At 61.4% G+C, this 25,383-nt stretch carries 20 protein-coding genes and 1 tRNA gene; 10 read left to right on the top strand and 11 right to left on the bottom strand.

The window, feature by feature from the left end:
* Positions 1–186: 186 nt before the first annotated feature.
* Positions 187–1,455 (bottom strand): metal-dependent hydrolase family protein, encoded by a 1,269-nt coding sequence (locus QBJ92_RS13320; RefSeq protein WP_277970214.1) that lies wholly within the window; start codon positions 1,453–1,455, stop codon positions 187–189.
* Between the two features lie 49 nt (positions 1,456–1,504).
* On the opposite strand from QBJ92_RS13320, the gene QBJ92_RS13315 reads away from it, so the two are divergent.
* The 4 genes from QBJ92_RS13315 (at position 1,505) to QBJ92_RS13300 (ending at position 9,686) form a co-directional block, all read left to right on the top strand.
* Positions 1,505–3,715, top strand: a complete 2,211-nt coding sequence (locus QBJ92_RS13315) for a penicillin acylase family protein (protein WP_277970190.1) — start codon at positions 1,505–1,507, stop codon at positions 3,713–3,715.
* A 252-nt stretch (positions 3,716–3,967) separates the two neighbouring features.
* The gene (locus QBJ92_RS13310) at positions 3,968–5,152 is read left to right on the top strand and encodes an efflux RND transporter periplasmic adaptor subunit (protein ID WP_277970189.1); all 1,185 of its coding nucleotides are present in this window, start codon (positions 3,968–3,970) and stop codon (positions 5,150–5,152) included.
* A 4-nt stretch (positions 5,153–5,156) separates the two neighbouring features.
* Entirely contained in the window at positions 5,157–8,324 is a 3,168-nt protein-coding gene (locus QBJ92_RS13305) for an efflux RND transporter permease subunit (RefSeq protein ID WP_277970188.1), read from the top strand.
* 87 nt (positions 8,325–8,411) lie between these two features.
* Complete coding sequence (locus QBJ92_RS13300; RefSeq protein ID WP_277970213.1) at positions 8,412–9,686, top strand: DUF445 domain-containing protein; 1,275 nt, start codon at positions 8,412–8,414, stop codon at positions 9,684–9,686.
* A gap of 22 nt (positions 9,687–9,708) precedes the next feature.
* On the opposite strand, the gene QBJ92_RS13295 is transcribed toward QBJ92_RS13300, so the two are convergent.
* A complete protein-coding gene (locus tag QBJ92_RS13295; RefSeq protein ID WP_277970187.1) occupies positions 9,709–10,380 on the bottom strand; it encodes an HAD family hydrolase in 672 nt (223 codons plus the stop codon).
* 62 nt (positions 10,381–10,442) lie between these two features.
* On the opposite strand from QBJ92_RS13295, the gene QBJ92_RS13290 reads away from it, so the two are divergent.
* The 4 genes from QBJ92_RS13290 to QBJ92_RS13275 are packed head-to-tail and all read left to right on the top strand — an operon-like array spanning position 10,443 to position 13,947.
* A complete protein-coding gene (locus QBJ92_RS13290) occupies positions 10,443–11,540 on the top strand; it encodes an ABC transporter permease (RefSeq protein ID WP_277970186.1) in 1,098 nt (365 codons plus the stop codon).
* Complete coding sequence (locus QBJ92_RS13285) at positions 11,540–12,373, top strand: ABC transporter ATP-binding protein (RefSeq protein ID WP_277970185.1); 834 nt, start codon at positions 11,540–11,542, stop codon at positions 12,371–12,373. The genes QBJ92_RS13290 and QBJ92_RS13285 overlap by 1 nt, the downstream gene beginning before the upstream one ends.
* A 3-nt stretch (positions 12,374–12,376) precedes the next feature.
* Positions 12,377–13,348 carry an MlaD family protein gene (locus QBJ92_RS13280; RefSeq protein ID WP_277970184.1) on the top strand — a complete coding sequence of 324 codons (972 nt, stop codon included), beginning with the start codon at positions 12,377–12,379 and terminating at the stop codon, positions 13,346–13,348.
* A complete protein-coding gene (locus tag QBJ92_RS13275; protein WP_277970183.1) occupies positions 13,345–13,947 on the top strand; it encodes an ABC-type transport auxiliary lipoprotein family protein in 603 nt (200 codons plus the stop codon). The genes QBJ92_RS13280 and QBJ92_RS13275 overlap by 4 nt, the downstream gene beginning before the upstream one ends.
* Positions 13,948–13,962: 15 nt before the next feature.
* On the opposite strand, the gene QBJ92_RS13270 is transcribed toward QBJ92_RS13275, so the two are convergent.
* Positions 13,963–14,859: a peptidylprolyl isomerase gene (locus QBJ92_RS13270; RefSeq protein WP_277970182.1), complete on the bottom strand. Its 897-nt coding sequence runs from the start codon at positions 14,857–14,859 to the stop codon at positions 13,963–13,965.
* A 121-nt stretch (positions 14,860–14,980) separates the two neighbouring features.
* Between QBJ92_RS13270 and QBJ92_RS13265 the strand changes: the two genes are divergently transcribed.
* Both QBJ92_RS13265 and QBJ92_RS13260 read left to right on the top strand, forming a co-directional pair.
* A tRNA-Ser gene (locus QBJ92_RS13265) sits at positions 14,981–15,071 on the top strand.
* A gap of 261 nt (positions 15,072–15,332) precedes the next feature.
* Complete coding sequence (locus QBJ92_RS13260; protein WP_277970181.1) at positions 15,333–17,813, top strand: N-6 DNA methylase; 2,481 nt, start codon at positions 15,333–15,335, stop codon at positions 17,811–17,813.
* A gap of 357 nt (positions 17,814–18,170) precedes the next feature.
* Here the strand turns inward: QBJ92_RS13260 and QBJ92_RS13255 are convergent, their stop codons facing one another.
* From QBJ92_RS13255 to QBJ92_RS13220, 8 genes are all read right to left on the bottom strand, one after another.
* Positions 18,171–18,923, bottom strand: coding sequence for a hypothetical protein (locus QBJ92_RS13255; protein WP_277970180.1), 753 nt, complete (start codon positions 18,921–18,923; stop codon positions 18,171–18,173).
* Positions 18,923–19,312: a hypothetical protein gene (locus tag QBJ92_RS13250; RefSeq protein WP_277970179.1), complete on the bottom strand. Its 390-nt coding sequence runs from the start codon at positions 19,310–19,312 to the stop codon at positions 18,923–18,925. The genes QBJ92_RS13255 and QBJ92_RS13250 overlap by 1 nt, the downstream gene beginning before the upstream one ends.
* 316 nt (positions 19,313–19,628) lie before the next feature.
* Positions 19,629–20,087, bottom strand: coding sequence for a hypothetical protein (locus tag QBJ92_RS13245; protein ID WP_277970178.1), 459 nt, complete (start codon positions 20,085–20,087; stop codon positions 19,629–19,631).
* A 3-nt stretch (positions 20,088–20,090) separates the two neighbouring features.
* Entirely contained in the window at positions 20,091–20,402 is a 312-nt protein-coding gene (locus tag QBJ92_RS13240) for a hypothetical protein (protein WP_277970177.1), read from the bottom strand.
* Positions 20,392–20,694 carry a hypothetical protein gene (locus tag QBJ92_RS13235; RefSeq protein ID WP_277970176.1) on the bottom strand — a complete coding sequence of 101 codons (303 nt, stop codon included), beginning with the start codon at positions 20,692–20,694 and terminating at the stop codon, positions 20,392–20,394. Before QBJ92_RS13235 ends, QBJ92_RS13240 begins: the two co-directional genes overlap by 11 nt.
* A 328-nt stretch (positions 20,695–21,022) precedes the next feature.
* Positions 21,023–21,808, bottom strand: coding sequence for a hypothetical protein (locus QBJ92_RS13230; protein ID WP_277970175.1), 786 nt, complete (start codon positions 21,806–21,808; stop codon positions 21,023–21,025).
* Positions 21,809–22,435: 627 nt separating this feature from the next.
* A complete protein-coding gene (locus QBJ92_RS13225) occupies positions 22,436–24,772 on the bottom strand; it encodes a DUF5906 domain-containing protein (RefSeq protein WP_277970174.1) in 2,337 nt (778 codons plus the stop codon).
* Positions 24,773–24,916: 144 nt separating this feature from the next.
* On the bottom strand, positions 24,917–25,114 hold the full coding sequence (locus tag QBJ92_RS13220; RefSeq protein WP_277970173.1) for a helix-turn-helix transcriptional regulator: 198 nt from the start codon (positions 25,112–25,114) through the stop codon (positions 24,917–24,919).
* Positions 25,115–25,383 lie beyond the last annotated feature (269 nt).

The following is a 25,383-nucleotide window of genomic DNA, read 5'->3' as shown; positions in this document are numbered from 1 at the left end:
GCGCATCGCTTTGGCTGGCCGGCCAGCGCGGCCTTGCTCTTTCGGCATGCCGCCGCAATGCGGACACAAAGGTGTCGCCGCGAATGCTGCATTGCAAGAAGAATATACCGTCCGATCGGTACATATTTATTAACATGCTGTTTTCACAGCAGAATTATAACTCTCTTCAACAGCATGAATCGGCGGTCAGCGCGGTACGACGACTCCGCCTTTCATCACCCAGTCGACCCGGCGGACCGCGTCGAGCGCGTGCAACGGGTCCCCGCGGACCGCGATCAGGTCGGCCAGCAGACCCGGCTTGATGCTGCCGCGATCGGTCAGGTGGAAGGCGCGGGCGTTCCCGGAGGTCGCCGCGATCAGCACGTCGGCGATCGGCATTCCGGCCTCCGCCAGCAACACCATTTCGCGCGCATTCTCGCCATGCGCGAACACGCCGACGTCGCCCCCCATGCAGATCGGTACCCCGACCGATCGCGCCAGCGCAAGCGCAGTACGGTTCTCCGCCACCGCCTGCGGTACCGGGTCCGCGCCGGTCCATCCCCGATAGCGCGACACCGCATCGGACGCCGCGAGCGTCGGGCACAAGGCGATCTTGCGCACCGCCATCGCCCGGAAAATCTCGGCCGTCCCCCCATAGCCATGCTCAATCGTATCCGCTCCCGCAGCAATCGCGCGGCGCATGCCTTCGGGCGTCGACGTATGAACCGCGACGGTCCGGCCCGCATCATGCGCAGCGGCGACCGCGGCGGTCATCTCGGCCTGCGAGAAGGTCGCGCGGCTCGGCTCGCCCGGACCCCAGCGATAGTCGCCGTACAGTTTCACCACGTCCGCCCCGGCCGCGATCTGGCTGCGGACGACGCGCACCACGTCATCGACGCCGCTCGCTTCCTCAGCCCCTTGGGGAACGTCGACGCCCGGTTCGTACCCCTTGGGGCCATACGCCCCCTTTGCGACGATCGCGCGTGTCGCGACGAGCATCCGCGGCCCCGGCACGATCCCCTGCGCGATCGCCTGCTTGAGCCCGACGTCGGCATAGCCCGCCCCCTCGGTCCCAAGATCGCGTTCGGTCGTGAAGCCCGCGAGCAACGTCGCCCGCGCGCTCACCGTGGCGCGCGCGGTGCGCAGCGCGAGCGGTTCGTGGAGCACCTGTTCGTCCCACGACGTCTCGTTATACGGGTGGAGGAACAGATGCCCGTGCCCCTCGATCATCCCGGGCATCAGCGTTTCGCCCGGCAAGTCGATCGTCTCCGCGCCCGCCGGCACTGCGAGCGCAGGGCCGACCGCAACGATCCGTTCGCCCGTCACCAACACCTGCCATCCGGTATGTACGACCGGATCGACCCCGTCGAACACTGCAGCAGGCCGCAGCAGGATCGTACGCGTCGGTGCAGGTGCTGCGCCCATCGCCAGCACGGCCATCCCGATCAGCCACGTCTTTGCGATCCGCCGCATCATCCACCCCAAGAGTTGTCGCGAGGCACGATGCCCGATAGCGTCCTGCGCCATGGATACCCCCGCCCCCGCCATGCGCAAGCGCGCTGCTCTCCTTCTGGCGGCGACGCTGCTGTCGACGGCGGCCGCGCCCGCCCCGTCAGAACGCGCCCGCTGGAAGGCGGAGGCCGCCCGCGTCACGATTACGCGCGACACCTGGGGGATCGCGCATGTCCGCGGGACGACCGACGCGGACGCGGTGTTCGGCGCGATCTACGCACAGGCGGAGGATGATTTCGCACGGATCGAGGCCAATTACCTGACCGCACTCGGCCGCACTGCCGAAGCCGAGGGCGAGACCGCCTTGTGGGCGGACCTCCGCCAACGCCTGTTCGCCGACCCGACCGATCTGCAGGCGCGCTACGCCGAGAGCCCCGCCTATCTGCAGGCGCTGATGCGCGCATGGGCGGACGGGCTCAACTATTACCTCGCGACGCATCCCGGGACTCGCCCCAAGGTGATCACGCGGTTCGAACCGTGGATGGCGCTGTCGTTCACCGAAGGCAGCATCGGCGGCGATATCGAACGCATTTCGCTGACCGATCTCGCCGCCTTCTACGGAGGCCAACGCATCGCGGTGGCAGAGGAAGACGCCGGCCCCGTCCCCCGCGAACCCCGCGGATCGAACGGCATCGCGATCGCGCCGCGCAACACGGTCGACGGGCACGCGCTATTGCTGATCAACCCGCACACCAGCTTCTACTTCCGCGCCGAATTGCAAATGACCAGTCGCGAGGGGCTCAACGCCTACGGCGCGTCGACCTGGGGGCAGTTCTTCATCTACCAGGGCTTCAACGAGAAAGCCGGGTGGATGCACACCTCCTCGGGCGTCGACAATGTCGATTCATTCGCGGAGCACATCACGCGCGCCGGCAACGCGATCACCTACCGCTACGGCAGCGACCAGCGGCCTGTCACCACCCGAGCCATCACCCTTGCCTACCGCAAGGCCGACGGCACGCTCGCACGTCGCAGCTTCACCACCTATGCCACACACCACGGCCCGATCGTCGCGGCGCAGGGTGGCAAGTGGATCGCGCAAGGGTTGATGTGGAAGCCCGTCCCCGCACTCGAGCAGAGTTGGCTCAGGACCAAGGCGCAAGATCTCGCCAGCTATATGAAGGTCGCCGAGCGCCAGGCCAATTCGTCGAACGACACGCTGTTCGCCGACGCCAAGGGGGCGATCGCCTATCTCCACCCGCAGTTCGTGCCCGTTCGCAACGACGGTTTCGATTATGGCAAGCCGGTCGACGGCGCGGACCCGGCGACCGACTGGAAGGGCCTGCACACCGTCGCCTCGCTGCCCAATGCGATCGACCCCGGCGTCGGCTGGGTACGCAACACCAACGACTGGCCGTGGAGCGCCGCCGGACCCGACAGTCCCAAGGCCAAGGATTACCCCCGCTATATGGACACATTCGGCGAGAACCCGCGCGGGGTCCATGCCGATCTGCTGCTGACGGGCAAGCACGACTTCACGCCCGAACGGCTGATGGCCGCCGCCTATGACAGCTACCTTCCCGCCTTCGTGCGGCTGATCCCGCCGCTGGTGAAGGCGTATGACGCGCTGCCCGACAAGGACGCGCGCCGCGCGAAACTAGCGGGGCCGATCGGCGTGCTGCGCGGCTGGAACTATCGCTGGGGGGCGGACTCGGTTGCGACCACGCTCGGGGTGGTGTGGGGCGGCAAGATGTGGCGCGAAGCGGGTACCTTCATTCAGGCCGAGCAGATCAACGTTCCCGACCATATCGCCACGCGTGTGTCCGACAACCGCAAGCTGGACGCGCTGGGCGAAGCCGCCGACCAGCTCACCCGCGACTTTGGGACGTGGCAAGTCGGCTGGGGCCAGATCAATCGTTTCCAGCGTCTCGACGATTCGATCCAGCCGCATTTCGACGACGCGCAGCCGAGCAGCCCGGTACCGTTCACCTCGGCGCAATGGGGTAGCCTCGCCTCGTTCGGTGCACGCCCCTATCCCAACACCAAGAAGCTGTACGGATCGAGCGGTAACAGCTTCGTCGCGGTGGTCGAGTTCGGGCCGAAGGTCCACGCCTGGGCGGTCACCGCGGGCGGCGAAAGCGGCGATCCGGCCTCCCCGCATTTCCGCGATCAGGCAGAGCGCTATGCCGGCGGCAAACTTCGCCCCGTGTGGTTCTACCCGGCCGACGTCGCTGCGCATGCGACACGCCAATATCACCCCGGACGTGCCGTACTAAAACGCTGAACAGCATCATCAGATACTGGAACTGCACCTGAAGTGTGTGGTGTCGCTGCGCAACACACGTTCAATTCCTGTAGCCACGCTGCATGCTTACCTTGCAGCGCGCTTCGAAAAGCGGCATGTAACGCACGATAATTACCCCTCTTGAGGTTGGTGGTTTATTCCTATAACACAGTGTTGCAGGCACGGTTGCCGTTCATGGACGGCACGGGCGGGGGTAGGGTCGCAAGACCCTGAGGATCTGGATTGGCTCAGATGAATTACGAGACGCGTGCGATCGGCAATGAGGAGATACTCGGGCTCCCCGGTCCGGACGCACCGCGCCGCGGGCGGACCGGGCTGATCGTCGGAATCATCACCGTCATCCTGATCGTGGCGGCGATCGCCTATTTCACGTTGGGCCGCGCGAAGCCGGTCGCCAAGGCGGTCGAGCAATTGCCGCTGGTGTCGGTGGTGGTACCGGGTCGGTCGAGCGTCGCGCGCGTCGTTTCGGCGACCGGCTCGCTCGCTGCGCGCCGCGAGATGCCGGTCGGTGTCGCCGGAGACGGCGGGATGGTCACGCGCGTCCTGGTCGAGCCCGGCCAGTGGGTCGCCAAGGGACAAGTTCTCGCACTGGTCGATCGCTCGGTTCAGACGCAGACCGCGGCATCGCTCAACGCACAGATCGCGGTCGCGAAATCGGATGCCGCGATCGCGCAATCCGAACTCGACCGTGCGCAGACGCTGGTGACGCGCGGCTTCCTGTCCAAGGCAGACCTCGAACGCAAGGCAGCAACCCGCGATGCGGCACTAGCGCGCGTACGGGTGGCGCAGGCGACGCTTGGCGAGGCCAATGCGCGCACCAATCGTCTCGACATTCGGGCGCCCGCGGCGGGCCTAGTGCTGACTCGCGCGGTCGAGCCGGGCCAGATCGTCGGGCCCGGCACAGGAACGCTGTTCCGCCTCGCGGAAGGCGGCCAGATGGAAATGCGCGCCCAGATCAGCGAAAGCGACCTGCGCGGGTTGCGGATCGGGGCACGCGCAAACGTAACGCCGGTCGGCGGCAGCGACAGCTTCACGGGTGAAGTGTGGCAGGTCTCCCCCGTAATCGATCCGACGAGCCGACAGGGCATTGCGCGCATTGCGCTCGCGTACAATCCGGCGCTGCGCCCGGGCGGATTTGCCTCCGCCTCGGTCGTCTCGGGCATGACGGATGTACCGCAACTGCCCAATTCTGCGATCCAGAGCGACGAGAAGGGCAATTTCGTGTATGTGATGGGGCCCGGCGACAAGATCGTCCGGCGTTCGATCAAGGTCGGCGAAGTCTCGGATCGGGGCGTTTCGATCGTCGAGGGGCTTAACGGCACCGAACGGGTCGTCCTGTCGGCAGGAGCGTTCCTGACGCCGGACCAGAAGGTCAGACCGACGCGGGTTGCGGCGGCGACGGCAAAGCAGGGATAGCACGATGAGCTTCCGGAACATCTCGGCCTGGTCGATCCGCAACCCGGTCCCGTCGCTGGTCCTGTTCTTCATGCTGACGATGGCTGGCATCGTCAGCTTCACCCGGCTCGACGTCAACAACCAGCCTGACATCGATTTTCCGGTCGTCATCGTCGAAATCAGCCAGCCAGGCGCCGCCCCGACCGAGCTCGAGACGCAAGTCACCCAGCGCGTCGAAGCCGCACTCCGCAGCCTCCAGGGAATCGACGAGATCGATTCGACCGTGACCGAAGGCCAGTCGGAAACCGTCGTCCAGCTCGCGATCGGCACGCCGATCGACCGCGCGGTCGAGGACGTCCGCTCGGCGGTCGCGCAGATCCGCAGCAACTTGCCCGACGGCATCCTCGAGCCGCAGATCATGCGCGCCAACACCACCGGCAACGATCTCGCGAGCTATGCCGCGATCAGCACCGACATGACGGTCGAGCAACTCAGCTGGTACATCGACAACAATGTCGCCAAAGAATTGCTGTCGGTGCCGGGGCTTGCGGGCGTGCAGCGCAACGGCGGCGTCGATCGCGAGATCCGCGTCATCCTCGATCCCGCCAAGCTTTCCGCACACGGTCTGACCGCGTCGCAGGTCAACCAGCAGCTGCGCCAGGTCAATCTCAACGCCGCGGGCGGCCGCGCGCAGCTGGCAGGATCCGAACAGTCGGTCCGCGTGCTCGGCAACGCACAGAGCGCGTACCAGCTTGGCCAGACGCAGATCGCCACCGGGCTCGGGCAGACGCTCAAGCTTGCCGACCTTGGCCGTGTGCAGGATTTGTACGCCGAGCAACGCTCGTCGTCCGCGCTCAACGGGCAGCAAGTGCTGTCGTTCGATTTCCAGCGCGCCAAGGGCGCGTCGGACGTCACCGTGTTCGAGGAAGCCGAGAAGAAGCTCGCCGCGCTCGAGGCACGCAACCCCAAGGTGCATTTCAAGCGCATCTCGGACTCGGTCAAATACACCAAGCAGCAATATGATTCGGCGATGGAAGCGATGGTCGAGGGCGCGTTGCTCGCGGTCGTCATCGTGTTCGTCTTCCTGCGCGACTGGCGCTCGACGATCATCTCAGCGCTCGCGATCCCGCTGTCGGCGATCCCGACCTTCTGGGTCATGGACCTGCTCGGCTTCACGCTCAACAACATGACCTTGATGGCGCTCAGCCTCGTCGCGGGCGTGCTGGTGGATGACGCGATCGTCGAGATCGAGAACATCGTCCGCCACATGCGCATGGGCAAATCCGCCTATCAGGCGTCGATCGACGCCGCCGACGAGATCGGGCTGGCGGTGCTCGCGACGACCATGGCGATCGTCGCGGTGTTCCTGCCGGTCGGCCTGATGCCGGGGATTTCGGGTCAGTTCTTCAAGAACTTCGGCCTGACCGTCGTGGCATCGGTGCTGATGAGCCTCGCGGTCGCGCGTCTCATCACGCCGATGCTCGCCGCCTATTTCCTCAAGGCGCATGGCGAGGCCTCGCATGGCGAGGGCTGGATCATGGATCGCTACATGGCGATCCTGCGCTGGACGCTGCTGCATCGCTGGTCGGCGATCCTTGCGGGTGCGGTCGCGTTCGGCGCGACGATCTATCTGTTCATGTCGATCCCGGCGACGTTCCAGCCGCTGCGTGACAGCGATTCGAGCACTGCGACGATCGAAATGGTGCCGGGCACGACGCTTGCCGAGACCAAGGCGGTCGTCGCGCAAGTCGCTGACATCCTGCAAAAGCAACCGAGCATCGAGTCGGTCTATTCCCGCGCCTTCGTCGGCAACGGTCGCGTCACCGCGATCTTCAAGCCGAAGGAAGAGCGCACGATGAAGAGCTACGATTTCGAACGTGCGCTCGCGCCGACGCTCCAGACTATCCCCGACGCGCGGGTCTCGTTCCGTTCGTCGAGCGGCTGGGGCAGCGCTGGCCGTGCGCTGACGATCACGCTCGGCAGCGACGATCCCAAGATCCTCGCCGAAACCGGTGCCAAGCTGGTCGAGGAGATGAGCAAGCTGCCCGATCTGGTCGCACCGCGCATCAGCGGCGACCTGAAGCGGCCCGAGATCGTCATCACGCCGCACATGGATCTCGCCGCAAGCATGGGGGTGACGACCGCCGCCATGTCCAGTGCGATCCGGATCGCGACGCTGGGCGACATCGACCAGAACAGCGCGAAATTCTCCTTGTCCGACCGTCAGATACCGATCCGCGTCGCGCTCGACCAGGACTCGCGCCAACGGCTGTCGACGATCCAGAACCTGCCGGTGCAGACCGCGAGCGGCGGATCGGTGCCGTTGAGCGTCGTCGCCGACATTGGCTTCGGGGCCGGGCCGACCAAGATCGAACGCGTCGCACAGCAGCGCCAGTTGACGATCGGTGCCGATCTCGCGCCCGGCGTCGTCAGCGGCACTGCGCAGAAGGAGATCCACAACCTTCCGCTGTTCAAGACGATGCCGATCGGGGTGAAGGAGCTCGTGCTGGGCGAGTCCAAGTGGCAGGAAGAGCTGATTCAGAACTTCATTATCGCGCTGGTTGCCGGCATTTTCCTGCTCTTTGCCGTCCTTGTGCTGCTGTATCGTCGCCTTTTGCCGCCGTTCATCAACATTATGTCGCTGCTTGTGGCGCCCCTCGGCGGATTGATCGGGCTTGCCGTCACCGGAACGCCGATTTCGATGCCGGTCTATATCGGGCTGATCATGCTGCTCGGGATCGTCGCCAAGAACTCGATCCTGCTGGTCGACTTTGCGCTCGAGGAAATGAACAAGGGCGTCGACGTCGTCACCGCAATCATCGATGCCGGGCACAAGCGCGCGCAGCCGATCGTGATGACCACGGTCGCGATGGTGATGGGGATGATGCCGACTGCGCTCGCGCTGACCGGCGACGGATCGTCGCGCGTGCCGATGGGGATCACCGTGATCGGCGGGCTGATCCTGTCGACCGTGCTGACGCTGCTGATCGTGCCCGCAAGCTTCAGCCTCGCGGTCGGGATCGAAAGCCGGGTCGGGCCGGTATTGCGGCGGCGCCTGCTCACCTATCGTCCCGGCGACGATGGCGGCCCGCTGATCGAACATCGTCCGCCGACCCCGCCGCAGCTGGGGCCGGGCGACCCCGGGCGGATTCCGTACCACCCCGGTGACGACAAGCCGCAGCCGGCCGAATAGGCGCCGTAGCCCCCCATTCCGCGGAAAAAACGTTGCTTGGGCGTATCGACGCTTGAACAATCCGCGGCTTGGGGGATTGGTCCCGTGATGCGACGTGCCCCCCCTCCCCGTGCGTTCGAGGCACCTCCGGCGGGGTTGGTGCGAATGCGCTGGATTGCCGGCGGACTGCTCGTGGCGATGGCGATCACCTTTTTCGTGGCGCGCACGCTCTACGACCCGCGAACCCAGTTTGGCACGACAATGGGCTTCGTCCGTGCCTTTGCCGAGGCGGCAATGGTCGGCGGGCTAGCCGACTGGTTCGCGGTTACCGCGCTGTTCCGCCATCCGTTCGGCCTCCCCATCCCGCACACCGCGATCATCCCGCGCAACAAGGATCGCATCGGCACCACGCTCGCTGCCTTCCTGCGCGACAACTTCCTGATCCCGCGCGTCGTCGCGCGGCGGATGAACGGGCTGGACATCGCGGGCGCGGCGGGGCGCTGGCTCGCCAACCCGCCCGGCGGCGACGGGCGGCTGCGACGGGGTGCGTCGCGATTGGCGGCACATATGCTCGAGGCGTTCGATCAGCAGCGGCTCGGCGGGATGGTCAAGGCCGGGATCGGCCAACGCCTGCGCGCGCTCGATGCGGCGCCGCTGCTTGGCCAGGCGCTGACCGCGGCGATCGCGGAAGACCGTCATCTCCCGTTGTTGGACGGCATCGTGCGCTGGGCGGCGCGGGTGCTGGAGGCGAACGAGCATCTGGTGCGCGCGATGGTCAGCGAGCGGTCAGGCTCCGTCATGCGCTGGACCGGGCTCGACGAAACGCTGGCGAACAAGATCATCGCCGGACTGAACGGCCTGCTCACCGGGATCGCCGAAGATCCGGACCACCCATTGCGCGAAAAGGCCGAGGAAGGGCTCGCCACACTCGCGCAGGATCTGATGCACGATCCGCGGATGCGCGAACGCGTCGCGTCGGTGAAGGGCGAGATCATCGACAATCCCGCGATGCAGCGCTGGCTCGACGGGCTGTGGGAACAGGCGCGCACCGGCATGCTCAAGCTCGCGCGCGATCCGGACCGGGTGCTGGCAGGACCGGTCGGGGATGCGCTGCGCCAATTGGGCGGGACGCTCCAGACCGATCCACGGCTACGCCTGACGATCAACCGATTCGTGCGGCGCGCGGTGGTCGGCCTTGCGGCGGACTATGGTGACGGGATCGTTCGCCTGGTGTCGGAAACGGTTCAGGGCTGGGACGCGCAGACGATCACGCGGCGGCTGGAGAATGCGGTCGGCAAGGACTTGCAATATATCCGCGTCAACGGAACGATCGTCGGCGGTCTGGTCGGTCTCGCGATCCACGCGATCGACACAGCCCTGTGACGCCCAACACCCCAGCGCTGTGTTACCGCTTCCAGTCTTCGACCGCCCAACCGCGCAGCGCGGCCATCGCGCGCAGCGGCGGATGCGGGTTCACCGCGATCCCGACGTCCGCCCATTCGAGCGCGGGCGCATCGGAAGCATGATCGGAATAGAACCGAATCACCGCGTCGTCGCGCGCGATCCCCTGCCCCGCCATCCATGCCTCGATCATGCGCAACTTGGCCGGCCCGTAACAATTCTCGCCGTCGATCCGTGCGCGGACTCGGCCATTCTCCCGCACCACGCCGGTGGCGATCACCGCGTCGAACCCGAGTTGCTCCGCGATCGCCTCGGCGTAAAACCCATACGACGCGGTCGCCATGACGATCCGGTAGCCCGCCGCGCGGTCCGCTGCGATCTGATCACGCGCGCCGGCATAAACCCCCGATTCGGCGACGGTTGCAGCGAAGCGATTCGCGGCACGCGTCGCGTCGGCTTCGGTCATGTTGCCACCGAGCAGCAAGCGCTGCGCAATTTCCTTCAACCGCGCACGGCCCATCAGGCGCAGCGTGTAGCCGAGCCCCGCCACTGCCACGATCGGGAACAGAGCAAGCCGCCACGGCGCATTTGCGCGCGCGGTGGCGACCAGGAATGGGGTCCAGGTCGGGGCGTAAGTAAGGGTCTTGTCCATGTCATAGACGGCAAGTTGGTGCATAGCGGCGTTCAAACCACACCAACGCTTGCCGATCCACCCCGATTGCAGCAAGGAAGGCGCGCATGACCGACACGGCCGCCTTCTCCCAAGACAGCGACACGGTACGCTTCACCGGCAGCCTCGTGCTCGCCCGGATCGGCGACCTGCCCGAACGCCTCCGCGATTCCACCGAAAAGGTCGCGCATGTCGACCTGAGTGGCGTCGACCGGATCGACACGGTCGGTGCCTGGGTCGTCCATCGATTCGCCGCGCAGCATCAGGCCGACATCATCGGGCTCGATGCGGACGGCGAACATCTGCTCGAACAGGTCGCCAAAGCCGACCAACCCGTCGCGATGCGGCCCGCCCCGGTCGGCAGCTTCCAGCGCGTGGTCGGCGAATTGGGCGATGCGGTGGTTCAGTCAGGTCAGACCCTGTACGGCCTGCTCGGCTTTTTCGGCGCGACGCTGATCGCCTTCTGGAATGTCGCGACTCACCCCCAACGCTTTCGCTTCAACGCGATCGTGCAGCGGTTCGAAGTCGTCGGCGTGACCGCGCTTGGCATCATCGGCCTGATGAGCTTCCTGATCGGGATCGTGATCGCACAACAGGGCTCGGTCCAGTTACAGCAATTCGGGTTCGAAGTGTTCACGATCAATCTGGTCGGGCGACTCACTTTGCGCGAACTCGGCGTGCTGATGACCGCGATCATGGTCGCTGGCCGGTCGGGCTCGGCGTTCGCCGCGCAATTGGGCACGATGAAGCTGACCGAGGAAATCGATGCGATGCGCACGATCGGCGTCTCGCCGATGGAGGCACTGGTGCTGCCGCGCGTGATCGCATCGGTCGTGATGATGCCGCTGCTCGGCATGTACGCGTCGATCATCGCGATCGTCGGAGGCGGGCTGCTGTGCTGGATCTCGCTCGACATTCCCCCCGTGACCTTCGTCCAGCGCATCCGCGAAGTCGTGCCGGTCACCGATCTGTACGTCGGGTTGATCAAGGCGCCGTTCTTCGGGCTGATCATCGCGATGGCCGGATGTTTCCAGGGGATGCTGGTGGAGGGCGATGCCGAGCAAGTCGGCACGCGCACGACCGCCGCGGTGGTTCAGGCGATTTTCCTCGTGATCGTGCTCGACGCGTTCTTTGCGGTGTTCTTCACCTCGATCGGGTGGGTGTGATGGAAACCGGCAACGCAAAAGGCAAAGAGAACGACGACGTCATCGTGGTGCGCGATCTCGTCAACGGGTTCGGCGAACAGCTGGTCCACGACGGCGTCAACCTGTCGGTCCGGCGTGGCGAGATCATCGGCGTCGTCGGCGGGTCGGGTACGGGCAAGTCGGTGCTGATGCGGTCGATCATCGGGCTGCAGACGCCGAAATCGGGATCGATCGAGGTGTTCGGCGAATCCACGCTCAATCGCGAGACGACCGAGCTGGCCGACCTGACGAAGCGCTGGGGCGTGCTGTTTCAGGGCGGTGCCCTGTTCTCGACGCTGACCGTGGCGGAGAACGTTCAGGTCCCGCTGCGCGAATTCTATCCGGGGCTCGACCCTGCGCTGCTCGACGAGATCGCCGCTTACAAGGTGGTGATGACTGGCCTTCCCGCTGATGCCGGTCCTAAATATCCGTCCGAACTGTCGGGCGGGATGCGCAAACGCGCAGGGCTCGCGCGCGCGCTGGCGATGGACCCCGAACTGCTGTTCCTCGACGAACCGACCGCCGGGCTCGACCCGATCGGGGCGGCGGCGTTCGACGAACTCACCCGGTCGCTTCAGAAGACGCTGGGCCTGACGGTCTTCCTCATCACGCACGATCTGGATACGCTCTATGCGATCTGTGATCGGATCGCGGTGCTGGCGGACAAGAAGGTGATCGCGGTCGGGACGATCGACGAACTCCTCGCGCTGGACCATCCGTGGATCCAGGAATATTTCAAGGGCCCGCGCGGCCGGGCCGCAGTGGCGACACTGGAGCGCAACGAACATGCTGACGCTGCAGCGGAAGGGCAATAGCTGATGGAAACCCGCTCGAACCATGTGCTGGTCGGATCGGTCGTGCTCATCCTGCTGACGGTGATGCTGCTGTTCCTGGTCTGGATTCTCCGCTGGGGCACCGCCACCGACAAGGAATATGACATCTTCTTCAAGCAGTCGGTCGACGGCTTGGCGAAGGGGTCCGGCGTCGCCTTCTCGGGCGTCGTGTCCGGGCAGGTCAAGGAAATCGCGCTGTGGAAGCCCGATCCCTCGCTCGTCCGCGTCCGCATCAGCGTCAACCCCGACACGCCGATCCTGATCGGCACGACGGCCTCGTTGCAGGGCAGCTTCACCGGCACCAGCACGGTCCAGCTCGACGGCGCGGTCAAGGGTGCGCCGCCGATCACTTGCCCGGCCGAGAACCCGCTTGCGGATTGCCCCAATGGCGTGCCCACGATCCCGACCAAGCCGGGTGGCCTCGGCGCGTTGCTGAGTTCGGCACCGCAATTGCTCGAGCGCATCTCGACGCTGACCGAGCGGCTGTCGGACATGCTTTCGGACAAGAACCAGCAGTCGATCCAGGGCATCCTCGCCAACACCAACCGCCTGAGCGCGGCGCTGGCAGACCGGGGTCCTGAAATCGCGGCGACGCTGGCAGAGACGCGGCTTGCGATCCAGAAGGCGGGCGTTGCCGCCCAGCAGATCGGGCAGTTGGCGGATACGACCAACGGCGTGCTCAAGGACGACGTCAAGCCGGTGATGGCCAACCTCAACAAGACGATCGCCTCGGCGCAGCATAGTGCCGAGACGCTCGATGCGGCGATCGGCGATGCGCGCCCGGGGCTCCAGGCCTTCTCGAAGCAGACGATCCCCGAGGTCGGCCAGCTCGTTCACGACCTGCGGCAGATGTCGATGGCGCTCACCTCGGTCGCCGAGAAGGTCGATCGCGGTGGCGCGGGGGCGCTGGTCGGCCAATCGAAGCTGCCTGATTACAAGCCCGGAAAGGGACAGTGACCATGATCCGTTCGACCTCGAAATCGCTGCTCGCCGTGGCCGCGCTGGCCTCGCTGTCCGGCTGCATCAGCTTTGGCGCCAAGCCGCCGCCCTTCCTGATGACGCTGACCTCCGCGAACACGCTGCCGGTCAACCAGACGCAGTCGTCGAGCACGTCGCCGACGATCACGATCCAGGTCCCCGCCGTCGCGCAGTCGATCTCGGGCGTGCGCGTACCGGTGCAATCCAGCACGACGACGATCGCCTATGTCGCCAACGCGCAATGGGTCGAGCCGCCGTCGCGGATGTTCGCACGACTGTTGTCGGATACGCTTCCGCCACGCACCGGGCGAATTGTTTTGAGCAGCGCGCAATCCTTCTCGGATCCAGGCGCGGTGTTGTCGGGGGAATTGCGGTCGTTCGGCGTGGATGCGGGCACCAACATGGCGATTGTCTCCTTTGACGGGTCCCTAATCCGCAGCACCGGCAAGGTCGTCGAGAAGCGCCGTTTCGAAGCGCGCGTCCCGGTCAGCAAGATCGAGGCGGGTCCGGTTGGCGCTGCGCTCAACACCGCGGCCAATCAGGTTGCGGTCGAAGTGGCGGACTGGGTCGGGCGCTAACGAAGCGCCGTCCCCTCACTCGGTCGGCGCCATTTTCCGCACCGGCCCCATCAGATTGCACAGGTCCGCCGTCCCCGCCGGGACGGTAAAGAACGGCAGCCCGCGATTGGCGCGCGCCTCCAGCGTGGCGGTGAAGGCGGGCGTCCCGGGGCGCAGATACTGATAGGCGACCTGCTCGGCGGGCGGCAGATCCGCCGCGATCGCGATCCGCTTGATCGGCACGCGCATCTTCGCATCTTCGTACAGCCCAAGCCCCCCGCCGGTCCCGCGCGGCAACGCCGATAGCGCCCCCATCCCGTCGATCACCCGTCCGACCACCGCAATGTTGCGATCGAGATGCCGCGGCGCATGGCCGATCACGGTGTACAGGTCCCCGCCCGTCCCCGTATCCGGCGCGAGATCGCGCGCGACGCCGACCATGCCGTAGCAATGCGGCAGCCACTGGCGCTTGCCGTCCCCCGCCAGCGGCCAGCCGCTCGCGCTGAAGCCGGTGCGCGACGCATAGGCATCGCGGAACGGATTGGCCACGAGCGGACCATGCGCGCCCCACGCCCACTCATATTCCGCCGGGGGTCGCCGCGTGATCCCGGCCGCGGGCGGCTTCTTCTCGGTCGCGTCGCCCCATTGGGTGACGTAATTATCCTGCACGCGGTACACCGTCGCATCCCCCCACCAGCCGCTGCGCGCGATGATGCGGATGTTCGCGACATGCACCGGCGCATATTCAGGCGCGAGCCAGATCACGCTGCGCTGCCCGTCGGCGAAATCGATCAACAGCAGATCCTCGGGCTTGATCGCGCCCCATGCCGCAGCGGGCGCCGCCGCGGCGATCTGCGTCGCGGTCGGTTTCAACGGTGCGGGCGCGGCCTGGGCCGCGGCGGAGATCGACAGGAGAAGGGGAAACAGGATCATTTCGGCATGGTGACATGCGCGTCCGCCGCAGCGCAATCCCCGCTGTTTTGCACGACGTCGATCGGCGCGCTTGCACAACCGCCGCCGACCCTCTACGGCCACGCATCTGTCCAGGACATGCGGAGCGGTGGCCGAGTGGTCGAAGGCGCTCGCCTGGAAAGTGAGTATACGTCAAAAGCGTATCGAGGGTTCGAATCCCTCCCGCTCCGCCAATCAACCCCTAAAAGGGGTCGCTTCCTGCCAATTTGACGGTTGGCGGCAGTGATCGATCACCAATTCTATCACCAGTCCGGTGCTGGTTAGCGAACGCCTGTGAAGTCGTGCGAGGAACGCGTCGACTTGCCTGCGGAGTGACGTACGACTGGTGTTCCCGGTTTGGCTGTGTCATCGGAGTCCGAAATGGCAGCGCGGCACGCTGTGTGGTGGCTATGCCAACTCCCATAGCGTCGCGCTAATGTACCAGTGGACAAACGATGGCGAAAATCAGTGAAACCGAAACCGTCATCAAAAAGATCATTCCTTACCTGATACGTCGAGGATACGACGTCGATACGGATTTCACGTTCGAGTACCCTACGAAGGGGACGGCGCGCGCCACTCTAGGGTTCGTCGACATTCTCGTTCGCACCGGAGCGAAAATCTCGTTTCTCGTCGAAGCGAAGCGGATTGCGAAAACCCTCTCGCAAAAAGATCGCGATCAAGCCGTCGCATATGGCGTCGACTGCAAAGCCCCATTCGTCGTGTTGACGAATGGGAACCAGTTCGAATGCCTTAATACGTCCACGGGGAAGCGCATCCGCTGGAACGGCAAGTTAACCGATAAAATTCCAAGCCGCACCGAATTGAGCAAGGCTTTGGTCGCCCTACGCAAGGAGCCATCTCTTTCCGAGGTTCCTTTGTCCGGGGACAGTTCGCTTCCATTTCGGCCCGGGCTGCCATTGAAGCAGCTAAATGCGCTATTCGCGCGATGCCATAACACCATACGCAAGATCGAACGAAACGAAGATCACGCGTTCGCAGACTTCGCGAAACTACTGTTCTTGAAGCTGCTAGAGGAAAAGGCGGATGCGGAAGAAATCAGCCTGCCTTACAGCTACCGTTTTCACGAACTCGCTCAAAAGACAGAAGTAGAGGCGGATCAGGTAAAAACTGCAATACTTTCGATGATCGAAAGTGTTAAGGCTAAGACTCCGTATGGAGACGTCATTCACGAAAAGATTCACCTTAACAATCCTAAGACGTTTCGAAAGATAATATCTGAACTTGCCAGCGTATCGTTCAGCGATAGCCGGACGGACTCGAAAGGGGCGGCATTCGAGTACTTCGTTCGGGCTACCCTAAAAGGTAAAAAGCTGGGGCAGTATTTCACGCCTAGGCCACTTGTCGAGTTGATGCACGCTATTATCGGTACTGATAAGGTGCTGAATACGCTCGCCTTCAGCGGTGATATGCGTGTAGTTGATCCTGCATGCGGTACTGGCGGGTTTCTTGTTTATCTGATGCAGTCGGCTGTTGAGCAAGCCCAACAATGGCATAAGCAAGGAAAGTTCAACGCCAACCGGCGCAATGAGCTGATTGCAAAGATCAAGCAAAAGGTATTTTTCGGAGCTGACGCCCACGAAGGTGTGGCGTCGTCTGCTAAGATGAATATGATTATCGCGGGCGACGGGCATTCAAACATTCAATGCGAAGACAGCCTTGCAGCATCTTCAACTATTTGGAACGTAAACGCGCCCGATATCGATCTTATCATCACCAATCCCCCCTTTGGAACATCCGAAACTGAGTCTATGCTTGAAGCGGATTTGGTTCAGTTCCCCAAGGGTGGCGCGAAGGGGCAGATCCTCTTCCTGCAAAAGATGGTGCAGTCCCTTAAGCCTGGTGGTGAAATTTGCACAGTCATCGACGAAGGGCTTCTTAACACCGAACAGGCCTCGGCGCTGAGGGAGTACATTCTTGAGCACATGATCGTACGTGGGGTCGTGCGCCTTCCCGACACGACTTTCAAACCTAACAAAATCAATGTGAAGTCTTCTGTCCTTCACCTCGTCAAGCGGCACGATACCAACGCGGACTTGGACGATGATTACCCCATATTCTTTCTGGACGTACGGTCGCTCGGTTACCACGGTTCCGGAGAGCCAGTGCGCGGATTCAACTTCCAAGCACTCATCTCGAGTATTGCAGCCGAGTACCACGGCACCGCGCGTGACATTACCGGCGCGAACGCATCGGGCGAAGGTTGGCGATGGTTTGCGCGATCAAGCATGGATATCGCGTCAGATGCCACGAAAAGGTTCGACTTTAAGTACTGGGACCCGTCGCTTACCGACAAGATCGACACGCTTAAGGCTGCCAGTACTGAAACAATCCGCGACCTAAATCTAGTTAAAACTAAACGTGGAAAGAGTCCAACAGCGTCGTTGTATGTTGACGAAGAGGACGGCTTTGCCCTGGTGGTGAAGGCCGGAAGTAACGTAACGCGCTACGGCACGATTGTGCACGACGGAGATTATGTTGAGAAGAACGTTTACGATGAAATGTCGTCCGTTCACATAATCGATGGGGATGTTTTGCTATCGTCTACAGGCGACGGAACTCTCGGCAAATGCGCGGTTTACCGGGGTGAAAACCCTGCGGTGTTCGATGGCCACGTTACCTTAATCCGTCTCGACCAAGAGACGGTATACCCCGAGTATGTCTGCGATTTTCTTCGGACGGGGTTCGGTTCGGACCAGATCGCGCGGCTATTTACGGGGTCAACTGGACTTATCGAGTTGCCGCCAGAACAGGTGGATGAAATTCTCGTTCCATTGCCCGATCTCGATACGCAAATGTCTCTATCCGCCAGTTTGCGGGAGGCTGAGACAAGATTCGCGGCTTCGATCGATGACGCCGGAGTGCGCCTCAAGGCTGCGAGTGCCGCATTTAGGGGGCAGACCACGACCGGCTAACGGCACTTGACGGGGTGAGATACGACCCCGTTCTAGTTGTAACGCGCTAGCGTTCCGCCGATGGGGGCTGATGGATCGATGCAACTAATTTAGAGACGCGAACGATTTGCCTTTACCTGTAGCGGGCAGCGGCGGCGAGCTGCTCTAATAGGCGGATCAATCCTCCGTCGATCAGGTAGGTTAACCCATTGTGATCGTTGTCGTCGCGGTAGCGCGTGGTTGATCTGCTAACCGATCCGATCACCGTAACGTAGGGTAACCGCAGCGCGAGGCGGACGGCGTCGTGCGGACCTTCGCCTTGCCGCTGTAGTCTACCGCAGCGCGCAGGATCTGCACTGCCATATTTTGAGAACGTGTTTAGCCCCGAATGGCTCTCACGGTTTGGAGCAGCGCAACCGTCAGTCGTTCGCGCAGATCTTCAACCGTTTTGAAAACTAATATGCGCCGGCTTTGTAGATCGAATGGAATATCTGAAAGAGTGTCAGAAAGGAGGAGTGTTGGCTTTCCCATTGCCATCGCCAACCCAAGCTCAAAAAAGACGTTAGGGTTCCTTGACGAGATGTTTGCAATCACGATTTGCGATGAGACAATTCCTTCTATGATCTGAGGCAGTATGTCTCCGTCAGCACGTCGCTCGTCACCTCTAATCACCATGAAACCTGCTTCCGAACAAGCAGTCTTGATAGTATCATACACGCCGCGTTCATCAGATGAAAAAGGCGTGAGAACGAAAATCTTATCTGGTTCAACCTTGATCTGTTTAGAATCCAAGCCATACGGCTTCAAAAAGCTATCGACATCAACTGCACGGTTTGATGGCGTGAGCGACTGTTTGCTTTGACCAGTTATAAGGAGATGATTGGCGTCCTCCCAACGGTCGCGAGTCGCAACCATCTCACGACTTAAGTCAGCTATACGATGCTCATACGAGGCTCGCACTTCCGATAGTACTGCCTCTCGCTTAGCATCATCATATCGGCTGCGTTGCTGACCCTCAATAAACTCTCTCATAAGGCGACGAATCAGCCAGTATACAATTGTTACAATTGGGACTGTGGTGATAAGTGTTTGCAGCATTGTGCTGGACAAGAATAGCTTGAGGTCATTCATCAGAATAAACCTCCTATCGAAATTGATAACGTTGTGATCGAAAGGGCGAGAGTATATCCCAAGGTTGCAAGCCACCCAGCCTGCCGGGTTCTCGCTAATACCAATGCCCGCTCCGACTTTTTCGATACAATAATAACAGGTATGAGAAGAAATACTGCTAGAAAAGCAATTGTTAAGACTGCCTTAACGGGTACCTGTCCAGTAAGGTTTCCTTGAGAAGCGTAAAGGATCGCCGTTCCGTAGGAGAGAGACAGAAACGCGATATCGACCGGGAAAACAAGAATTGCTTTTAGCGTGTCGGCTCCGTTAGTTTCCTGATCGGTCCCGAGCCGCAGCATTAGCTTCAGAAGAATGATGCTGCCGGGCAGCGCGTAATCCCAAATTATCAACGCTGCCTCCGTGGTTGGTGTATTGGGTAGCCGAAGGCGTGGTGCTCGACAACGTTCAATCCCGCCGCCAGGCGATGCTCTGGTTCGCGGCGACCTCCTACCGTTCCGGGGGGTGGGCTTGCCTCGCGCATATCTGTCATGGTTGCGAGCCGGTGTGAAAGACCCGCTTTTGACTGAAATTACCCCTGGCAGCCACCAAGTGGATAGACCGCGAATTACGCAAAGCGGCCAGGCCGCTCTCCACCAAACCCGGTCGCTCCTGAGAACCTACGCATGGGTACTAAGCGTGTGATATGCGCTACTAGGTCGATTGTAGTTATAGTCTCGGATCGATTAGCCCCTGCCTGTCGAGCTCGCCCGCAACGGCCAGTGCCATCATCTCGCGCGGGTGCCGGTGCCATTCATCATTGATGAAGGTGGCTTCCTCGCCCGGCGCATTGCTCCACGTACCTGCGAAAACGCGCATAGCCGGCTTGATCGCATCGGTTGGGCTTTGTGTGAACAGCCGATTGAAAGCATTGCGCAGCGTTTTCCCGTTCCATTTCAGTCGTTGCTCGATTGTCCAGTTCAGCAGTCGCAAGCAAGCCAAGCCATCAGCAAAATACCGGTGATCGGCAATTCGCGATGGTCCGTAGGTTTCTGGCACGATCCCGCCAAGTCGGATCACACATGGCGGCGGTCGGTACGTGCGGCTGACCGGCATTATGTCGATAATATCAAAACTGTTAGATAGCGCGAGAACGACTCTCGCATCGACAATGTGGGCAAGATGCATGGCTCAATCTCCAAACGCGTAACGGCGGTATATTTCCGCCGCATCAGCGGCGGTGGCATCGATCGGGATGGTAGGTGCGCTGCCAAACAGAGCGTCTTGCACATCGCGACGAAGCTGTGGGCCGACGTCGCCATTGAGAATGCGCCGATACGCATTGAGGTGCGGTTCACTTTCACGCCACCGTTCTTGGCCAGCGACCCACGCGTCATAAGCGGCGCACTGTTCCGCCGTCAGGTTCGCTAATCGAGCGGCAAGGGATTTGGCAGGGCGCACAGTGGTCCACAGGTGGTCCAGTCGCCGTTTCTCACTTCGCATCGCGGATCGCCTGTTCTAACTCGTCCAAGCGGTCGCGGATGGTCGCGATATCCTCAATCTCGCTAATTTTGGCCAAGACAGTTGCCAGCCGGGCGGCTTCATCGCTTCCGACGTCACCGGCGCGGATCGCCTCGCGAATATCGTCTGGCTCGACGCCTTCCCATTCAATCGCGCGGTCGCGGGGCAACACATGCGATAAAACTGTCTCGATTGCCCACCGCTCGCCCGCCGTGAGCGCCTCCCATAGCTTCTGCACTGCATCCGGCCCCATTGCCTTAACCTGCTTCAGCAACGTTCGACTGTGCTTTGCTACGGCCCCCTTAGGACGGCCCAAGCCACCCGGCGCGAACCGACCGTGCGGATCACGTGGAGCCGATAATCTAGCGACATTATCGGTCATGCCCATTTCACCGTCGATCCAAACGCATTGAGGAAAGCCGCTAGGTCCGCCGTTCTCATGATGGATCGTGCGCCGCGATGTTCCGCCGCCGGAAAGGCGTAAAGCTGGCGGTATCGCGAGAGGGTTTGGCGGCTAGTGTTTAGTGCCGTGCGTACCTGCCCCGCCGTCATCGTCTGGTCAGCGGGGAGGATCACAACGGGCGGCAATTGCGGCCCGGTTGTCATTGGGGCACCTTGCCGGTCGTCAGCATATCGAATGCGGCATGGATATCCGTGTCGCACGTGAGGGCGACGACCTCGGTAACACCTTGGACTGCCTGTTCGACAGTTGCGATCATGTCGCTACGCCGGTGATGCTGTTGCAACAATTCGTTAGCCGCCCCTTCCGCAGCCCTCATGTCAACGCCGACGGCTAGCGGTTCCTCAAGCGTGGATTTGCGAGCGTGATCGGCGGCGGTTCCAGCGGTGCGGATGAAATGCAGGACCGCGTACCGACTTTCAGTGCGATCCCATATTTCGGACGGCACTTCTGGAAAGCGTTCACGTCCTGCCTCTATGATCGCTGCGAGCTGCTCGACCCCGGCACGTTCGATCCACGCCGCCTTTTCGCCCGTCGATCCAGAGGCGAACGCGGCTAAGTCCCACTGACGAAGCATGGCCGTAGCAACGTCTGCGACTGGCACTGTCATTGTTCGCGCCCACGCTGCTTTGATAGCGGCGGCTTCCGCGCGTCCATCCCGGATGAGGTTTTGAATCGAAGGCGCGACCACGGTCGCCGCCAGGTGAAGTAACTTTTCTTTCCACGCGATCCGCTGGAAGACGGTGACGATCTTGGATGCTTCAGTCGCGAACGTTTCCGCTGCCTCACGGAGCGCAACTGTTTGGTTTTGGAAAGGGCTACCTGGCGCTTCGAGTTCAGTTGGAATGGAACCGTAAGCGCGCCGGTCGTCAGTGGTAGTTGCGGTGATGAGCGCGGCGCGTGACGTGGTCGAGAATAGAATGTGCATGATTTTTTCCCTAAATCCGCCCTGTGGGACGGTATGACGCTATTTAGTGTCATCCGGTTAGTAGTCGTCAAGTAAAATTAATTGACGACATTTAAATAATTTCACATGAACGACCACTGCGAGGACCATCGCAAACATCATTACAAATAAATTCGAGACTATTGCCGCATACTATCCTCATCGAGACATTACCAAAAACTTATTTTACTGAAATAAAGACTCAAAGTCGGTAGATTTAGCTGACGGCACCGCAATGCTAAAAGTCATTGAAATGCCACTGAGGCTAATTCATAAAAAGCGACTAGGATCAATTATGCGACCACAATGGCTTATTGACGCGATCAAACGCTAGGATCAGCGCGACGATAACGACGAAATTGGTAAGCCGCTTGGTGAGTAAGCGCTCGGTCAAAGCGATAACCGTTTGAATGAAAGGAACCTTTTCAGCACGAAAGCGGAGGCGGTATCCGCTCAGCCCGTCAGGCCGCTCACGCTAGCGCCGGTTCTCGAAGTTCTCGAAGTTCTCGATATCTCACACACCCAAAACTTATTTTTCATAATTATGGAGTGACGAGGGACTTTATGGAGTTCTGGATTATCCGGAACTTCGAGAACTTCGGGAACCGCCTACCCCTCTGTGGCCCTAAACCGCCCCTGCGCTACGGTAATGCGGTTAAGGATCGCTGATTTAGCTACGGTCACGATATCATCGCGGGTCAGCGCGCCTTTGACGATCAGCACGGTTTCGGATCGGCCCATAATTTTAATTTTACCTGCCGTCTGCATCCCGGCCCGTTCGATCTCATGGTGGAGCGCCCGCCCGGTAGGCGCATCATCGCCTAAGAAAGCGCGGAGGTCACCCACCGTGGCCAACTCACCAGGCCACTGGTCTGCAAAGTCACGGATCGCCCGCGTTGCGTCCGTTTCGAGCGCGCCCAACGCTTTCCGCTTGGCGTCGTTAATGGGTGCAGGTTCGTGCGGGTTGAAGCCTGCCAGGTCGTGCGTCACGAAATAATGTTGCACCGATGCGATAAACGCTGGATCAGTCATTTTGCCGTGCAAATAGCCGTACCATTCCGGCTTGGCGCGCCACGTCTGGTTTTCGATCACGATAACGCGACGATCGCTGTTATCGATAGGCAGGGCGTCGAGATGATTGGAAAACATCAACCACCGGCAACAGTTCTTTTCCACTGATTGCGCGCCGTATTTCGGATTGAGTGATCGCGTTTCCTCCGTGATTTTCGACTTGAGCGCTTCCGCCTTAGCGTAACGGTTGATCGAATTGCCTTCCCGAACCTCATCGACCGTTGCCAATAGTTTCTGTGATATTCGCCCATTGAAGCCGCCAAAGAGCGCATCAACGTTCATATTGGCTGCGACGTATCCGCGTAGCGCCCGCGTAAGGATACTCGCAAGCGTGCCGCGTCCGATGCCGGTCTGCGTTGCAATCATCAAATAGCAGGTGTGCGGCAGTTCTCCGGGACGTTGGAATATATGCGCGATCCAGCAAAGGAACCGATCCCGTTCCGCTTCAATTGGTACAAGATAGGCAACGTGCTGTAAAAACGGCAATACCAACTCTTGCCAGTTTACCGGCTGCGGCATCATGCGCGGCGGTGTCCACAGGTTATATGCGCGGTCGCCAGCTTGAAGCCGCTCCGGTGCGTGGCAAAACTCTGGCTCGCCCGGTGCCCATGTGATTGTATCGACGCTCAATCGTGTCGGGCCTTCCAACCATATTTTCATTACCGATGCCGATTTGAGGATCGGTCGCCCTGCATCATCGAACTTGCCGGTATCGATAAAATGTTTCGAAGCGGCATGTTCGTGAACAGCGTCATTATATTTGCGGACACGCTTGGTGGTGCGACTAACAACCTGTGAACCGTCGCCCACAAAAATCAGATCGTTCAACGCTTCTTCAAGCGTCATGATATCGGGCAGCGCTTCGGTTTGAAGGTCATCGCCAATATGCTCATCGTCGCGCTGGCGTTGCGCGCGACTGAAATATGATCGGGCAGGATCAGCGATGGCTTTGCTAATGGCTAGCCGTGCCTTTCGAGTATCGCCGCGCGACAGTGCGGAGCGGTTAAAGAGGCGTTCCATCCGCGCCGGGTTGCATCCGGTCCACCATGCCAAAAGGTTGGCTAACGCTAAATCCGCGCTGCTGTGATCGAAGGGGCGAACCTGCCCGCCATCATCGGGGAAAAACTGCCCAAGCTGCATGCCGTCGGCGTTCCAAAGCGACGCGGGCGACGGTGCCTTACCCAGCGTTGTCAGGGGCGGACGGCTGGCCAATAATCGTGTGATCAACTCATCATCATCGATCGGACCGTCATAGTCCGGTCGCGGTTGGTCGATCCAAGCGACGGAAGCCGGTTCGTTCGTCTGCTCGTCATTAGGGAGCCGAGCCGCTAGCCCCTCGGTCCAGTCAGCATCAACGGTGCCGCTCCATCCGAGGCCACCGAACGCAACGAACCGACCGAACCAATAGCATTCATAGCGGTTGCGGCCGTCGCTCCATTTTCGTCGCTTCCCGGCCAGCCTGCTCTTGTCGCCCACATGACCGATGCCATGCAGGCCCTTGCCCGATTGAGACACTTCCCATGCGCCCGGAAAAGCGGTGAACATCTCCTGCGCGTGCGGCTTCCAACCGCCATTTGCATCTCCGCAATCGTCCAGGTCGATAAAGCCGAACGGATCGTCGGTGGTGAACACAAAGCCGATGCCGTCATATCGGCCCGTTTTGAACGTGACGCACGCTGTTGCGTAATCGCTCCACGTTGCTGGATCGTTCACCGCCGCCAACCCCCCTGTGGTCGGGCTAAATGGCACCTTGTCGAGCTTCGGCTTCCCCGGTTTCTGCTCAAGCCGCCACAGCACGAATTGCCGATAAGGCATCATGGCTTCGGGCGCGGCGATGCCGTTGCGGCCCGCAGCCGCTTCCATTACATCACTCATGTTGAATCCCTTGGCCCGGTGCGCTCGCGCTACCGGGCTGTTTTTCAGGTGCGACGGATATAATTTCCGCCATTCTGCCTGAAAACATTACGTATTTTTGCGCTTCTAACCAAACCGCTAGCCAACCTGGCTGCTGGGGTTGGTCTATGACGCGAATGCGGCTTCACGCTGGCGTGAAAGATAAGCTTCGATATCCCGGCGTAGATAGCCAACCCGCCTGGCGGACAGGCGGACCTTTTTGGGAAACGAAGGATCGGCTTTCGCGTACCGACGCATGGTCGGCTCGCTCAGGGAGAGTTCCTTGCACGCCTGATCGACGGTCAAAACTGTGATATCGCTCATAGGATAGCCTCGCGGTGCTAATGTTGGGATCGCGGGCATCCGCCAGCAAAGCACCGGTCCTTCCGGCTCGGGCTATCCGGCCCTGTTCTCGCTCGTCATCCAACGGTAGCGACAACGCCAACAAGGTGCGCTATGCGTCATAGATAGTCAACAGGAGATATGGCTGTGACGGAAGTAATCCATCTACTAAAGGGCGAGGTCGCACCGAAAGCGCCACACACTATTGTAATTTATGCAGGACTGGGCCGCAATCAATCAGGAGCAGAAGA

It is taken from the genome of Sphingomonas echinoides, assembly GCF_029623395.1.
Lineage (GTDB): Bacteria > Pseudomonadota > Alphaproteobacteria > Sphingomonadales > Sphingomonadaceae > Sphingomonas > Sphingomonas echinoides_A.
Note: the sequence above shows the minus strand (reverse complement) of the source record. Positions and strands in the feature narration are given on the sequence as shown.

Bases quoted from the DNA above. Each gene is read 5' to 3' on its own strand.
- QBJ92_RS13320 (WP_277970214.1), bottom strand. From the start codon at position 1,455: ATGATGCGGCGGATCGCAAAGACGTGGCTGATCGGGATGGCCGTGCTG.
- QBJ92_RS13315 (WP_277970190.1), top strand. From the start codon at position 1,505: ATGGATACCCCCGCCCCCGCCATGCGCAAGCGCGCTGCTCTCCTTCTG.
- QBJ92_RS13310 (WP_277970189.1), top strand. From the start codon at position 3,968: ATGAATTACGAGACGCGTGCGATCGGCAATGAGGAGATACTCGGGCTC.
- QBJ92_RS13305 (WP_277970188.1), top strand. From the start codon at position 5,157: ATGAGCTTCCGGAACATCTCGGCCTGGTCGATCCGCAACCCGGTCCCG.
- QBJ92_RS13300 (WP_277970213.1), top strand. From the start codon at position 8,412: ATGCGACGTGCCCCCCCTCCCCGTGCGTTCGAGGCACCTCCGGCGGGG.
- QBJ92_RS13295 (WP_277970187.1), bottom strand. From the start codon at position 10,380: ATGCACCAACTTGCCGTCTATGACATGGACAAGACCCTTACTTACGCC.
- QBJ92_RS13290 (WP_277970186.1), top strand. From the start codon at position 10,443: ATGACCGACACGGCCGCCTTCTCCCAAGACAGCGACACGGTACGCTTC.
- QBJ92_RS13285 (WP_277970185.1), top strand. From the start codon at position 11,540: ATGGAAACCGGCAACGCAAAAGGCAAAGAGAACGACGACGTCATCGTG.
- QBJ92_RS13280 (WP_277970184.1), top strand. From the start codon at position 12,377: ATGGAAACCCGCTCGAACCATGTGCTGGTCGGATCGGTCGTGCTCATC.
- QBJ92_RS13270 (WP_277970182.1), bottom strand. From the start codon at position 14,859: ATGATCCTGTTTCCCCTTCTCCTGTCGATCTCCGCCGCGGCCCAGGCC.
- QBJ92_RS13260 (WP_277970181.1), top strand. From the start codon at position 15,333: ATGGCGAAAATCAGTGAAACCGAAACCGTCATCAAAAAGATCATTCCT.
- QBJ92_RS13255 (WP_277970180.1), bottom strand. From the start codon at position 18,923: ATGAATGACCTCAAGCTATTCTTGTCCAGCACAATGCTGCAAACACTT.
- QBJ92_RS13245 (WP_277970178.1), bottom strand. From the start codon at position 20,087: ATGCATCTTGCCCACATTGTCGATGCGAGAGTCGTTCTCGCGCTATCT.
- QBJ92_RS13240 (WP_277970177.1), bottom strand. From the start codon at position 20,402: ATGCGAAGTGAGAAACGGCGACTGGACCACCTGTGGACCACTGTGCGC.
- QBJ92_RS13230 (WP_277970175.1), bottom strand. From the start codon at position 21,808: ATGCACATTCTATTCTCGACCACGTCACGCGCCGCGCTCATCACCGCA.
- QBJ92_RS13225 (WP_277970174.1), bottom strand. From the start codon at position 24,772: ATGAGTGATGTAATGGAAGCGGCTGCGGGCCGCAACGGCATCGCCGCG.
- QBJ92_RS13220 (WP_277970173.1), bottom strand. From the start codon at position 25,114: ATGAGCGATATCACAGTTTTGACCGTCGATCAGGCGTGCAAGGAACTC.